The 12,925-nt window shown below is 59.7% G+C and carries 10 protein-coding genes; 2 read left to right on the forward strand and 8 right to left on the reverse strand.

The window, feature by feature from the left end; translation table 11 throughout:
- Positions 1-126 precede the first annotated feature (126 nt).
- Together ABV589_RS19225 and ABV589_RS19230 are read left to right on the forward strand one after the other, a co-directional pair.
- Positions 127-1,356: an MFS transporter gene (locus ABV589_RS19225; RefSeq protein ID WP_367083082.1), complete on the forward strand. Its 1,230-nt coding sequence runs from the start codon at positions 127-129 to the stop codon at positions 1,354-1,356.
- A gap of 157 nt (positions 1,357-1,513) precedes the next feature.
- A complete protein-coding gene (locus ABV589_RS19230) occupies positions 1,514-1,768 on the forward strand; it encodes a hypothetical protein (protein ID WP_045122146.1) in 255 nt (84 codons plus the stop codon).
- Positions 1,769-1,978: 210 nt separating this feature from the next.
- Here ABV589_RS19230 and ABV589_RS19235 read toward each other — a convergent pair whose 3' ends face one another.
- The 8 genes from ABV589_RS19235 to ABV589_RS19270 all read right to left on the reverse strand — a co-directional run bounded on the left by ABV589_RS19235 (position 1,979) and on the right by ABV589_RS19270 (position 12,747).
- Positions 1,979-2,959 (reverse strand): peptide ABC transporter ATP-binding protein, encoded by a 981-nt coding sequence (locus ABV589_RS19235; RefSeq protein ID WP_007966705.1) that lies wholly within the window; start codon positions 2,957-2,959, stop codon positions 1,979-1,981.
- Complete coding sequence (locus ABV589_RS19240) at positions 2,959-3,927, reverse strand: ABC transporter ATP-binding protein (RefSeq protein ID WP_007966704.1); 969 nt, start codon at positions 3,925-3,927, stop codon at positions 2,959-2,961. Before ABV589_RS19240 ends, ABV589_RS19235 begins: the two co-directional genes overlap by 1 nt.
- 10 nt (positions 3,928-3,937) lie before the next feature.
- The gene (locus tag ABV589_RS19245) at positions 3,938-4,864 is read right to left on the reverse strand and encodes an ABC transporter permease subunit (protein ID WP_007966702.1); all 927 of its coding nucleotides are present in this window, start codon (positions 4,862-4,864) and stop codon (positions 3,938-3,940) included.
- Positions 4,865-4,875: 11 nt separating this feature from the next.
- Positions 4,876-5,886: an ABC transporter permease subunit gene (locus tag ABV589_RS19250; protein WP_007953665.1), complete on the reverse strand. Its 1,011-nt coding sequence runs from the start codon at positions 5,884-5,886 to the stop codon at positions 4,876-4,878.
- Between the two features lie 73 nt (positions 5,887-5,959).
- Positions 5,960-7,555: an ABC transporter substrate-binding protein gene (locus ABV589_RS19255; RefSeq protein ID WP_367083085.1), complete on the reverse strand. Its 1,596-nt coding sequence runs from the start codon at positions 7,553-7,555 to the stop codon at positions 5,960-5,962.
- A gap of 78 nt (positions 7,556-7,633) precedes the next feature.
- Positions 7,634-9,046 carry an OprD family porin gene (locus ABV589_RS19260; protein WP_007966699.1) on the reverse strand — a complete coding sequence of 471 codons (1,413 nt, stop codon included), beginning with the start codon at positions 9,044-9,046 and terminating at the stop codon, positions 7,634-7,636.
- 174 nt (positions 9,047-9,220) lie between these two features.
- Entirely contained in the window at positions 9,221-10,819 is a 1,599-nt protein-coding gene (locus ABV589_RS19265) for an ABC transporter substrate-binding protein (RefSeq protein ID WP_007966697.1), read from the reverse strand.
- Between the two features lie 302 nt (positions 10,820-11,121).
- Positions 11,122-12,747, reverse strand: coding sequence for an ABC transporter substrate-binding protein (locus tag ABV589_RS19270; RefSeq protein WP_007966695.1), 1,626 nt, complete (start codon positions 12,745-12,747; stop codon positions 11,122-11,124).
- Between the last annotated feature and the right edge of the window lie 178 nt (positions 12,748-12,925).

The raw sequence follows: 12,925 nt of genomic DNA on the forward strand, positions 1-12,925 counted from the left end.
GGCAGCTCCTACAGGGGTTGTAGGGCGACTCTTTATTTTGAGATATCGAGGTTCTTGAGCGCGACAACCGGTGTGCCGGGCGTTAGTGTTTCGGGTCCACGCCAGTCGCTTTGAGAGGTCAATGGAATGACGCGCAACCTCGTCCATCTGCTGCGCCCCAACGGCTATTTCAGCCTGATGGCCTGGGTACTGGCGGCGTTGCTGTTCATTAATCGTCTGAGCAGCATGGTCAAGTTGTTCATGGCGCTGTATCTGCGCCAGGAGCTGGGGCTGGCGATCGAGACGGTCGGGTGGCTGTTGGCGGCCTACGGTGCCGGGTTGTTGATCGGTTCGATGCTCGGTGGGCTGCTCAGTGACCATGTGCGGACGGCGCGGCTGACGGCGGCGTTGTTCTTTGTTTCTGTGTGGGTGTTGATCCTGTTGGGGCTGGTGACGCAGGTGCCGCTGCTGGCCGGTTTGCTGTTGCTCAGCGGCACCCTCGACGGGGCGATTCGAACGCTGCATCAGCGGCTGATCATGGAGTATTGCGAGCCTGCGCAGCGCTCGCGCGCGCAAGCCTTGAGCCGGGTTGCAAGAAACCTCGGCATGGCGGCTGCCGGTGTTGCCGGCGGGGTGTTGGCGCAGACGGATTTCCGTTGGGTGTTTTTTGTCAGTGCGGCGATGACGTTGCTCGCGTTGCTGTGGTTTGTGCGCACCACCTGGCACCGTGCGGTGCTCGAGCCCGATGAGGTGATCGAGGCTGGCACTGGCACACCGTTGCGCGACACGTCGTTCCTCTGGCTGCTCGGTGCGGCGGTGTTACTGGGGATGGCGTTCGATACGGTCTACAGCACGCTGGGCAACTATCTGCGTGACTACTACCACTTGAGCACCGAGGCCATCGGCTGGCAGTTTGGCCTTAACGCGATGCTGGTGGTGGCGCTGCAGATACCTTTGACACATTGGGGCGAGCGCTGGGGCTTGCGTCGGCAATTGCTGGCGGGCTGTGTGTTGCTGGCGGTCGGGTTGGGAATGCTGCCGTTTGGCTCCGGGCTGTTTTACGTGTGTCTGTCGACGGTGATCTGGACGTTGGGTGAAGCTTTTTTCATGCCGCCGATGAATGTGCTGGTCATGCGGCATGCGCAGGGCGGCAACAGCGGCCAGTATTTCGGCCTGTTTTTCATGAGCTGGAGCGCCAGTGCATTGCTGTCGCCGGTGCTGAGTGGTCAGCTGTATGGGCACTTCGGAGGGCATAGCGTATGGCTTGCAAGCGCGACGCTGGCGTTGTTGACCTTGCCCCTGATCTATCTCGCGACGCGCTCATCGACCCAGGCCAATGCGCCGACCGCCAGCAAAGAAATCAGCTCGCTTAGCTGATTCGGTTATAGGGATTATTCACAAGTGATCTTCCCTGCCGGGGCATTTCCGCGGGCTCGTTAGCGTCCTATCTGGTGAACCCGGCTGATCGGAACTAGATTTCATTCAGCGCCGGATCGGCACCCCAGGCTTCAACCACGAAAGGATGGAAATGGCTATGAGCATTTTTCAACGCGTTGTGCTGTTGCTTAAGGTTTTGGTGATGTTGACGCTTGGCACCACGGCGGCGTGGGCGAGTTCTGCCACGCCACCACAGGGTTTTAATGCCGCCCACGGACAATCCGGTGTGGTCATGCTGGCCAAGTCGGAATCCGAACCGGGCGATCAGGATCAGGGCGGCAGCAAGGATGATGACGACTCGACCACCGACGAGCCGGACACCGACGATGACGACGGCGACAGCCAGTCATAAAGCGCCGGCAAAAGAAAACCCCTTCTTCCCCGACTGATGCGCAATCGGGGGAGAAGGGGTTTGGGTTAACACGTTACCTCCGGATAAACACGATCCCTGCAGGCGCTGCGGCACGCTGCGATCTTTTGATCCTGATGCTGAAAATCAAAAGATCGCAGCCTCGTTTCACTCGACAGCTCCTACAGGTTTGGTGTCGATCTGCGGTTTTGTTTACGCCGCGCCGTCGAGGAACTGCTCGGCGTAGTGGCAAGCCACCTGCCGGTTGTCGAGCTGGCGCAGGGCCGGCTCTTCGCTGCTGCAACGCTCGGTCGCATACGGGCAACGCTTGTGGAACGCGCAGCCCGGTGGCGGGTTCAGCGGGTTGGGCAGCTCGCCGACGATCTTGATTTTCGGCTTGTCCGGATCCGGGTGGATCGTTGGCGTTGCCGACAACAAGGCCTGGGTGTACGGGTGCAGGGGACGGGTGTAGATGTCCTCTTTAGGGCCCATTTCCACTGGCCGGCCGAGGTACATCACCAGCACCGAATCAGCAACGTGACGCACCACCGCCAGGTTGTGCGAAATGAACACGTAGGCGGTGTTGAATTCCTGCTGCAGGTCCATGAACAGGTTCAGCACCTGTGCCTGAATCGACACGTCCAGCGCCGAGGTCGGTTCGTCCGCCACCAGCACTTTCGGTTGCAGCATCATCGCCCGGGCGAGGGCAATACGCTGACGCTGACCGCCGGAGAACATGTGCGGATAGCGCTGGTAGTGCTCAGGACGCAAGCCGACCTGCTTCATCATCGCCTGGACTTTCTCGCGACGTTCGGCGGCACTCAGGTTGGTGTTGATCAGCAGCGGCTCGGCCAGTTGATCACCGATTTTCTGCCGTGGGTTCAACGACGCGTAGGGGCTCTGGAACACCATCTGCACGTCTTTGCGCAGTTGCTTGCGCTGGGCCTTGTCGGCGCCGGCGACTTCTTGCCCGGCGATTTTCAGCGAGCCGGACGACGGCTCTTCAATCAGCGTCAGGGCACGGGCCAGGGTGGATTTGCCGCAACCCGATTCGCCTACCACGGCGAGGGTCTTGCCGGCTTCCAGTTCGAACGACACGCCATTGAGGGCGCGCACGGTCGCGTGGCCCTTGAACAGGCCACGGGAGACTTCGTAGTGACGGGTCAGGTCGCGGGCGGTAAGTACGACGGCCATTACGCCACCTCCTGGTTCAGCGGGAAGAAGCAGCGCGCGAGGCTGTTGCTTTTCGGATCAAGGGCCGGACGCTGCGCGCGGCAGGTGTCCTGCACGTATGGGCAGCGCGGCGACAGCAGGCAACCTTGCGGACGATCGTAGCGGCCCGGGACGATGCCCGGCAGGGTCGACAGGCGCGCGGCGCCCAGGCTGTGCTCGGGAATCGCCTTGAGCAGCGCTTCGCTGTAAGGATGCGCCGGGATGTCGAACAGTTGCGGCACCTGACCGACTTCCACCGCCTGGCCGGCGTACATCACGCACACGCGCTGGGCGGTTTCGGCAACGACGGCGAGGTCGTGGGTGATCAGCACCAGACCCATGTTCTGTTCTTTCTGCAACGCCAGCAGCAGATCCATGATCTGTGCCTGAATCGTTACGTCGAGTGCCGTGGTCGGTTCGTCGGCGATCAGCAGTTTAGGCTCGCCGGCAATCGCCATGGCGATCGCGACACGCTGGCTCATACCGCCGGACAGTTGATGCGGGTAGGCGTCCATACGGCTGGCGGCGCCCGGGATTTCAACTTTTTCCAGCAGTTCGATGGCGCGTTTTCGCGCTTGCTTGCCGGACATTTTCAGGTGCAGGCGCAGCACTTCTTCGATCTGGAAGCCGACGGTGTAGCTCGGGTTGAGCGCGGTCATCGGGTCCTGGAACACCATCGCCAGGTCTTTGCCGACGATCTGCCGACGCTGGCGGTTGCTAAGCTTGAGCATGTTCTTGCCGTCGAAGCTCAGGGCGTCGGCAGTGACGATCCCCGGGTGCTCGATCAGGCCCATCAGGGCCATCATGGTCACCGACTTGCCCGAACCGGACTCGCCGACGATCGCTAGGACTTCGCCCTTGTCGACTTTCAGGTCGAGGCCATCGACCACCGGCACGGCGTTCTTGTCGCCGAAGCGAACGTTGAGATTCTTGATTTCTAGCAGTGACATGGGAATCTCCTCAGGCGGCGTTCTTGAGTTTCGGGTCCAGCGCATCGCGCAGGCCGTCGCCCATCAAGTTGATTGCCAGCACGCTGAGCAAAATGGTCAAACCAGGCAGACTGACGACCCACCAGGCGCGTTCGATGTAATCGCGGGCCGAGGCCAGCATGGTGCCCCACTCAGGGGTTGGCGGTTGTACGCCAAGGCCGAGGAAGCCCAGCGCCGCAGCGTCGAGAATCGCCGAAGAGAAACTCAGGGTGGCCTGCACGATCAGCGGTGCCATGCAGTTGGGCAGCACTGTGATGAACATCAGGCGTGGCAGGCCGGCACCGGCCAGGCGCGCGGCGGTCACGTAGTCGCGGTTCAGTTCGCCCATCACCGCAGCACGGGTCAGACGCACGTAGGACGGCAAGGACACCACAGCAATGGCGATCACGGTGTTGATCAGGCCAGGGCCGAGGATGGCGACGATCGCCACAGCCAGCAGCAGGGACGGCAGGGCCAGCATGATGTCCATCAGACGCATGATGGTCGGGCCGATCATTTTCGGGAAGAAACCGGCGAACAGACCCAGCAGGATCCCCGGGATCAGCGACATCACCACCGACGACAGACCGATCAGCAGCGACAGGCGCGAACCCTGGATCAGCCGCGACAGCAGGTCACGACCCAGTTCATCGGTGCCGAGCAGGAACTGCATCTGCCCGCCTTCGAGCCACGCCGGTGGCGTCAGCAGGAAGTCCCGGTATTGCTCGCTCGGGTTATGCGGGGCGACCCACGGCGCGAAGATCGCGCAGAAAATCACCAGCAGCATGAACAGCAGACCGGCAACCGCGCCCTTGTTCTTGGAGAAGGCTTGCCAGAATTCTTTGTACGGCGACGGGTACAGCAGGCTTTGATCCGCGTTTGGGGCGGAAGTGGCTACTGAGGATGTTGGAGTGCTCATGGGTATTGACCTCAGCGCTGATGACGGATGCGTGGGTTGGCAAAGCCGTAGAGGATGTCCACCACGAAGTTGACCAGAATCACCAGGCAGGCGATTAACAGGATGCCGTTTTGCACAACCGGGTAGTCCCGGGCGCCGATGGCTTCGATCAGCCATTTACCGATGCCGGGCCAGGAGAAGATGGTTTCGGTCAGGACCGCACCGGCCAGCAGGGTGCCGACTTGCAGGCCAACCACGGTCAGGACCGGGATCAGCGCGTTGCGCAGACCGTGCACGAACACCACGCGCGACGGCGACAGGCCTTTGGCCTTGGCGGTGCGGATGTAGTCTTCACGCAGCACTTCGAGCATCGACGAACGGGTCATCCGCGCGATCACCGCCAGCGGAATGGTGCCGAGCACGATGGCCGGCAGGATCAGGTGATGCAGGGCATCGAGGAACGCGCCCATGTCATCGGCCAGCAGCGTGTCGATCAGCATGAAACCGGTGCGCGGCTCGATGTCGTAGAGCAGGTCGATCCGCCCGGACACCGGGGTCCAGCCCAGGCTCACCGAGAAGAACATGATCAGGATCAGGCCCCACCAGAAGATCGGCATCGAATACCCCGCCAGGGAGATGCCCATCACCCCGTGGTCGAACAGGGATCCTCGCTTGAGTGCCGCAATCACCCCGGCCAGCAGGCCCAGGATACCGGCGAACAGCAGAGCGGCCATGGACAGTTCCAGGGTCGCCGGGAAGAGGGAGGTGAACTCGGTCCATACGCTTTCCCGCGTACGCAGGGATTCGCCGAGATCGCCGTGGGCCAGTTTGCCGATGTAGTCCAGATACTGGGCATACAGCGGTTTGTTCAGACCTAGGCGTTCCATTGCCTGAGCGTGCATTTCGGGGTCGACCCGACGTTCGCCCATCATCACTTCCACGGGGTCGCCCGGAATCATGCGAATCAACGCGAAAGTCAGCAAGGTGATGCCGAAAAACGTGGGGATCAACAACCCCAGTCGGCGGGCAATAAAACTAAACATCTTGTGTGGTACCTCATCAGCCGGTTAGGCGTGCCCGGCGACCCTGGGGTCAGGGAGGCCGGGAGTTTCTTATCTACTTCACCTGGGTGGTGGCGAAGTTATTGGTTGTGAGAGGGCTGATGTGATAACCCTCTACGTTGTTGCGCATTGCGGTAAACATACGGGTGTGGGCCATGCTGATCCACGGTTGGTCCTGATTAAACAGCACCTGGGCCTGTTCGTAGAGCTTCGCGCGTTCGGCCGGATCTACTTTAGCCCGTGCTTCGTCCAGCAGGCCCTGGAATTTCTCGTTGCACCAGCGAGCGTAGTTTTCGCCGTTCTTGGCCGCTTCGCAACTGAGCATAGGCGTCAGGAAGTTATCCGGGTCGCCGTTGTCGCCCGCCCATCCGGCCGACACCATGTCGTGCTCGCCGGCCTTGGCGCGTTTGAGCATTTCGCCCCATTCCATCACGCGGATGTCGATCTTGATCCCGACTTTCGCCAGGTCAGCCTGCATCATCTGCGCGCCGAGCATCGGATTCGGGTTGGTCGGGCCGCCGCCGTTACGGGTAAACAGAGTAAACACGGTGCCTTCCGGAACCCCGGCTTCCTTGAGCAAGGCACGGGCCTTGTCCAGATCGCGTGGCGGGTTCTTCAGGTCGTGGTTATAGCCCAGCAGCGTCGGCGGGTACGGGTTGACCGCCACGCTGGCGTTGCCCTTGCCGAACAGCGCGTTGACGTAGGCTTCCTTGTCGAAGGCGATGTCGATCGCTTTACGCACGCGTACGTCACTCATGTATTTGTGCTGGGTGTTCATGGCGATGTACGAGACGGTCATCGCGTCCATCTCGTCGACTTTCAGGTTGCTGTCTTTCTTGATGCTCGGGATGTCATCCGGCTTCGGATACAACGCGATCTGGCACTCATTGGCCTTGAGCTTCTGCAGACGCACGTTGTTGTCGGTGGCGATCGCCAGAATCAGCGCGTCAGCCGGGGCCTTGCCACGGAAGTAGTCCGGGTTGGCCTTGAAGCGCACCTGCGCATCCTTGGCGTAGCGCTGGAAGATGAACGGGCCGGTGCCCACAGGCTTGTTGTTGAGGTCGCCGGTCTTGCCGGACTTGAGCAACTGGTCGGCGTATTCGGCCGGGTAGATCGAGGAGAACGCCATGGCGATGTCGGCCAGGAACGGCGCTTCGCGGCGGGTCAGGGTGAACTTGACCGTGTTGTCGTCGACTTTCTCTACGCTTTTGAGCAGTTCCTTGAAGCCCATGCTTTCAAAGTACGGGAAGCCCACGCTCGACAGTTTGTGCCACGGGTGATTCGGGTCCAGCTGACGCTGGAAGCTCCAGACCACGTCGTCGGCGTTCATGTCGCGGGTCGGCTTGAAGTATTCGGTGGTGTGAAACTTGACGCCTTTGCGCAGGTGGAACGTGTACGTCAGGCCGTCTTCACTGATGTCCCAGGATTCGGCCAGTGCCGGAATCACTTCGGTGGTACCGGGCTTGAAGTCCGCCAGACGGTTGAAGATGGTTTCGGCCACCGCATCGGCAGTGACTGCAGTTGTGTACTGGACCATATCGAAGCCTTCCGGGCTGGCTTCGGTGCAGACCACCAAGGGTTTGGCCGAGACGCCGATGGCGGCGCTCAACAACGCGGCAGCAATGGCCGCACGTAGGGGAAGCATTTTCATCGATAACCCTCTGCAATCGGTTGAAGACAAAAAACCGGACGGCCGACTCATCATGAGTCAGCCGCCGGTTGGCGTTTTTTACAGGATGTTGAATGGAACGGTGGTCACGAGACGGAACTCGTTGATGCTGCCGTCAGCCTGGTTTTCGCTGGCGCGGTGAGCGGTGTAGGTGCCACGGATGGTGGTCGCCTTGAGTGGGCCGCTCTGTACCGCGTAGGTTGCACCGATGCCGTATTCATAGTGGTGCTCGCCGTCCATGCTGCGTACGTCGTACGCAGTGCCGGTGTAATGAGTACCGTCGATGCCCCAGCCGCGCGCCTGGTAAATGTTGAACTTCAGGCCTGGCACGCCGTATTCGGCCATGTTCAGACCGTAGGCGACCTGGAAGGACTTCTCGTTCGGGCCGTTGAAGTCCGACAGCAGGGAGTTGGCCAAGTAGATACCGTTGGTTTCGTGCAGGTAGTCGAAGTACTCGTTACCGTTGATGGCCTGGTACGAGAAGGTCAGGCTGTGGGCCTGATGCGTCAGGCCGAACGACAGGGAGTAGGTATCGTTGTCGATTTCACCCATCTCTTTCTTGCCGGTATCGACGGTCTTGTAGTAGTTCAGGCCGGTGGTCAGGCTCAGGACATTACTGTCACCCAGTTCGTGGGTGGCGCCGAAGTAGTACTGGTTCCAGAAGTCTTCAGCCTTGGAGGCGTACAGGCTGGTCTTCAGGCTTTTCAGCGGCTGGTAGTTCAGGCCGACGATGCTGACGCGATCGGTCTCGGCGCCGTTGGCGCTGTACTCGGTGCGAAACTTCGACAGGCTTTCTTCGGTACGCGGCGATACGCGGTCGAAGCTGCCGGCGTCGAACGACAGGTTGTTCAGTTCTTCGCTGTGCAGGCTGACACCTTCAAAGCTCGAAGGCAGCGCACGGTTGCCGATGGTGTCGACGATCGGCGTGCTGAAGTTCTGACGACCAGCGGTCAGCGTGGTGTTCGAAACGCGGAACTTGACGTTGGCCAGGCCCAGTTTGCTCCACTGGCCTTCAGCGTCACCGCCTTCCTTGGTCAGCGTACGGTTGTTGCCCGCGCCTGGACGTGAACCCGGTGCGCCACCATTGTTGGAGGCCAGATCTTTGCGATTACGCTCCAGCGCTACAGCGTTGTAAGCGGCAATTTCAGTGCTGACACCGACGGTGCCCTCAGTGAAGCCGGAGCTGAAGTTGACGATGGTGCCCTGCACCCAGTTGATACGACGGTCAGTCGGGGTGGCGACGCCGTCCTTGCGGTAAGTGAACTTGCCGCCGCGTTTGAGTTGCTCGTTCGCGTACCAGTTACGGGTAGTGCCGCTGATTGTCGAACCTTCGAGGAAACCTTTGGCGTCAGCCTGGGCACTCTTCTCGTTGACGGTCACCGGGGTAAACGCCTGACTCTGCTCTTCCGCGTAAGCGGTAGCGGTGATGCTGCTTATGGCCAAGGCCAGGATCGCGGTGCTGCTCAGTTTCATGGGTGAAGCTCCTTTACTTTCTTTTTATGCCGGCTTTTTTGGGTTGGCCGGTTATTGGTTTAGAACTCATTCACACATCGCAAACGTTTGCAAAAGGCCCGATTGGCGAATTTCGGCAAAGCGCTTGCGTGAGGGGATAGACAGTCCCCTCAGCGTTGCGGCTAATCGGTTGGGTTAATCGATACTGACGCCCGAGAACACATTGCGACCGAAGGGGCTGACCTTGAAGCCTTCAACCCGGGCGCTTAACGGCTGGTTGACCGTCGAGTGGGCGACAGGCGTGATCGGCACTTGCTGCTTGAGCAACTGCTGCGCCTGTTTGTAGAGCGTGGTGCGCTGGTCGCGGTCGGTGACGACCTTGGCCTCTTTGATCAGCTTGTCGTAAGCCGGATCGCACCACATGGAATAGTTGTTGCCGCCAATCGCGTCGCAGCTGTACAGGGTGCCCAGCCAGTTGTCCGGGTCACCGTTGTCGCCGGTCCAGCCGATCAGGCTGATGTCGTGCTCGCCATTCTTGGTGCGCTTGATGTACTCGCCCCATTCGTAGCTGACGATCTTCACTTTCAGACCGATCTTGGCCCAGTCAGCCTGAAGCATTTCGGCCATCAATTTGGCATTCGGGTTGTATGGACGCTGTACCGGCATCGCCCACAGGGTGATTTCGGTGCCTTCCTTGACGCCGGCAGCCTTGAGCAGCTCGCGGGCTTTTTCCGGGTTATAGGCGGCGTCCTTGATGCTGTCGTCGTAGGACCACTGGGTCGGTGGCATGGCGTTGACGGCCAGTTGCCCGGCGCCTTGATAAACGGCGTTGAGAATCCCTTGTTTATTCACCGCCATGTCCAGCGCCTGACGCACTTCGAGCTGATCGAAGGGCTTGTGGCGCACGTTGTAGGCGATGTACCCGAGGTTGAAGCCGGGCTTGGAAATCAGCTGCAGTTTCGAGTCGGCTTTCAGCGCTTCGACGTCGGCAGGGCGCGGATGCAGGGTGATCTGGCATTCGCCGGCCTTGAGCTTCTGCACGCGCACCGAAGCGTCGGTGTTGATCGCGAAGATCAGGTTCTTCAGCTTGACCCGGCTCGGGTCCCAGTAATGCGGGTTGCCGGTGTAGCGGATGTTCGAGTCTTTCTGATAGCTCTTGAACACGAACGGCCCGGTACCGACCGGCTTCTGGTTGATATCGCTCGGCTTGCCTTCGGCCAGCAGCTTGTCGGCATATTCGGCGGACAGGATGGCAGCGAAGCTCATGGCGATGTTCTGGATGAACGCGGCGTCGACGCTGTTGAGCGTGAACTCCACGGTCAGCGGCCCGGTCTTTTCGACCTTGGCGATGTTCTTGTTCAGACTCATCCCGTTGAAATACGGGAATTCGGTCGGATAAGCCTTACGGAATGGCTGTTGCGGATCGAGCATGCGGTTAAACGTGAACAGCACGTCGTCGGCGTTGAAATCGCGCGTCGGTTTGAAGTACGGCGTGGTATGAAACTTCACACCTTCACGCAGGTGAAAGGTGTACTTGAGACCATCCTCGGAAATATCCCACTTGGTTGCCAGTCCGGGTACGACGTTGGTCGCGCCTTTTTCGAACTCGACCAGACGGTTGTACAGCGGTTCGGCAGCGTCGTTATCGGTCGCGGTCGTGTACTGCGCGGTATCGAAACCCGCCGGGCTGCCTTCGGAGCAGAACACCAGGCTGTCGCTGGCGGCGTAACTGGCGGACGTGGCGGCCATCAGGCCGGCGCCCAGCAATGCGGAAAAAACCAAGGTATGGCGCATGACGCTCCCTCTTTTTGTTGTGGTGTTCAATGCATCGCGATCCCGTCCAGGGACGTTGAGGTTGCATTGAGCTCAATCCAGTACGTACAGCAAGCCGATGGCCCACGCAGACACTGGTCAGAACCCGACGGTAGGGGCCGTGGGTCTGGCAGTAAATGCGCTGAGTCCTAAAGACTCGTAGGAAAAGGCAACACGTCATGTACCTCCCTGTTAAAGCAGGGTGGAAATGGCTGTAGGCAAATTCCTGGCTAGTCGGCAGAAAAAAACAGCGGCGCCGCCTGAAACGTCGCCGCTGTCTCTTCTTAATTGCTGACGCTGACGCCGTAGAAGGAGTTCAGGCCGAATGGGCTGATCTTGAAGTCCTGCACGTTGGCGCGCATGGGTTGATACACCGTCGAGTGAGCGATAGGTGTCATTGGGACTGCATCTTTGAGGACGTGTTGCGCCTGTTTGTACAGTTCGGTGCGCTTGGCCTGGTCGGTAGTGCGCTTGGCTTCTTTAACGAGACCGTCGAACTTCTTGTCGCACCACTTGGAGAAGTTGTTGCCGCTGAGCGAGTCGCAGCCGAACAGCACGTTCAGCCAGTTGTCCGGGTCACCATTGTCACCGCTCCAGCCAATGATCATGGCCTGGTTCTCGCCACCTTTGGAACGCTTGATGTACTCGCCCCACTCGTAGCTGGTGATCTTCACGTTCAGGCCGATCTTCTTCCAGTCGGACTGGAGCATTTCAGCCATCAGCTTGGCGTTCGGGTTGTACGGACGCTGCACCGGCATCGCCCACAGCACGATCTCGGTACCTTCCTTGACGCCGGCTTCCTTGAGCAGCTGTTTGGCTTTCTCAGGATCGTACTTGGCGTCCTTGATGGTGGTGTCGTAGGACCATTGGGTCGGCGGCATGGCGTTGACGGCCAGCTGGCCGGCGCCCTGGTAAACCGAATCGATGATCTGCGGCTTGTTCACCGCCATGTCCAGTGCCTGACGCACACGCAGGTCAGCCAGCGGGTTAGCCTCGTTGCTGCCCTTGACCTTGTCCATCACGTTGTAGGCGATATAGCCGAGGTTGAAACCGGCCTGGTCAGGCATCTTCAGGGTCTTGTCGGCTTTCAGTGCCGCGAGATCCGCCGGACGCGGGAACAGGGTGACCTGGCACTCGTTCTTCTTCAGCTTCTGGATACGTACCGACGGGTCGGTGGTGATGGCGAAGATCAGGTTGTCGATCTTCACGTCGTCCGGCTTCCAGTAATCCTTGTTGCCGGTGTAACGGATGTTCGAGTCTTTCTGGTAGCTCTTGAACACGAACGGGCCAGTGCCGATCGGCTTCTGGTTGATGTCGGCAGCCTTGCCTTCCTTGAGCAACTGGGCAGCGTACTCGGCGGACTGGATCGAGGCGAAGCTCATGGCCATGTTCTGGATGAACGCGGCGTCGACTTCTTTCAATGTGAACTTGACGGTGTGGTCGTCGACTTTATCGATTTTGGTGATGTTGGTGTCCATCCCCATGTCGGTGAAGTACGGGAATTCGGTCGGGTACGCCTTACGGAACGGGTCATCCTTGTTAATCATGCGATTGAAGGTGAACAGCACGTCGTCGGCGTTGAACTCACGAGTCGGCTTGAAATACGGGGTGGTGTGGAACTTGACGCCTTCGCGCAGGTGGAAGGTGTAAGTCAGGCCGTCCGGGGAAATGTCCCAACTGGTGGCCAGGCCCGGGATAACGGCGGTGCCGCCACGCTCGAACTGGCTCAGGCGGTTGAACATGGTTTCGGCTGAGGCGTCGAAGTCGGTTCCGGTGGTGTACTGGCCTGGATCAAAACCGGCCGGGCTCCCTTCGGAGCAGAACACCAGGTTAGTCGCAGCGGATGCGAAAGGTGCGGAGGCTAACAAGCCTGCGCCGACTAAAAACGGAATGACCGCGTGTTTAAGCATGTTGGCCTCATGATTTGTTGTCATTTTTTAATATTGAGGTACGACCTCGTGAGTCGTGCCTGCGGATACTTATGCAGGGGCCATACCCAATGCAAGATCCAGAGTGTGAGCGGGCGTTAAACGGTGGCACGAACGTACCTTAATGTCGCATTTGTATAAGAGTTGACGCATTTGACCG

This window comes from Pseudomonas sp. HOU2 (assembly GCF_040729435.1).
Lineage (GTDB): Bacteria > Pseudomonadota > Gammaproteobacteria > Pseudomonadales > Pseudomonadaceae > Aquipseudomonas.

Excerpts from the sequence above, each read along its gene's own strand:
- ABV589_RS19225 (WP_367083082.1), top strand. The coding sequence starts at position 127 with ATGACGCGCAACCTCGTCCATCTGCTGCGCCCCAACGGCTATTTCAGC.
- ABV589_RS19230 (WP_045122146.1), top strand. The coding sequence starts at position 1,514 with ATGAGCATTTTTCAACGCGTTGTGCTGTTGCTTAAGGTTTTGGTGATG.
- ABV589_RS19235 (WP_007966705.1), bottom strand. The coding sequence starts at position 2,959 with ATGGCCGTCGTACTTACCGCCCGCGACCTGACCCGTCACTACGAAGTC.
- ABV589_RS19240 (WP_007966704.1), bottom strand. The coding sequence starts at position 3,927 with ATGTCACTGCTAGAAATCAAGAATCTCAACGTTCGCTTCGGCGACAAG.
- ABV589_RS19245 (WP_007966702.1), bottom strand. The coding sequence starts at position 4,864 with ATGAGCACTCCAACATCCTCAGTAGCCACTTCCGCCCCAAACGCGGAT.
- ABV589_RS19250 (WP_007953665.1), bottom strand. The coding sequence starts at position 5,886 with ATGTTTAGTTTTATTGCCCGCCGACTGGGGTTGTTGATCCCCACGTTT.
- ABV589_RS19255 (WP_367083085.1), bottom strand. The coding sequence starts at position 7,555 with ATGAAAATGCTTCCCCTACGTGCGGCCATTGCTGCCGCGTTGTTGAGC.
- ABV589_RS19260 (WP_007966699.1), bottom strand. The coding sequence starts at position 9,046 with ATGAAACTGAGCAGCACCGCGATCCTGGCCTTGGCCATAAGCAGCATC.
- ABV589_RS19265 (WP_007966697.1), bottom strand. The coding sequence starts at position 10,819 with ATGCGCCATACCTTGGTTTTTTCCGCATTGCTGGGCGCCGGCCTGATG.
- ABV589_RS19270 (WP_007966695.1), bottom strand. The coding sequence starts at position 12,747 with ATGCTTAAACACGCGGTCATTCCGTTTTTAGTCGGCGCAGGCTTGTTA.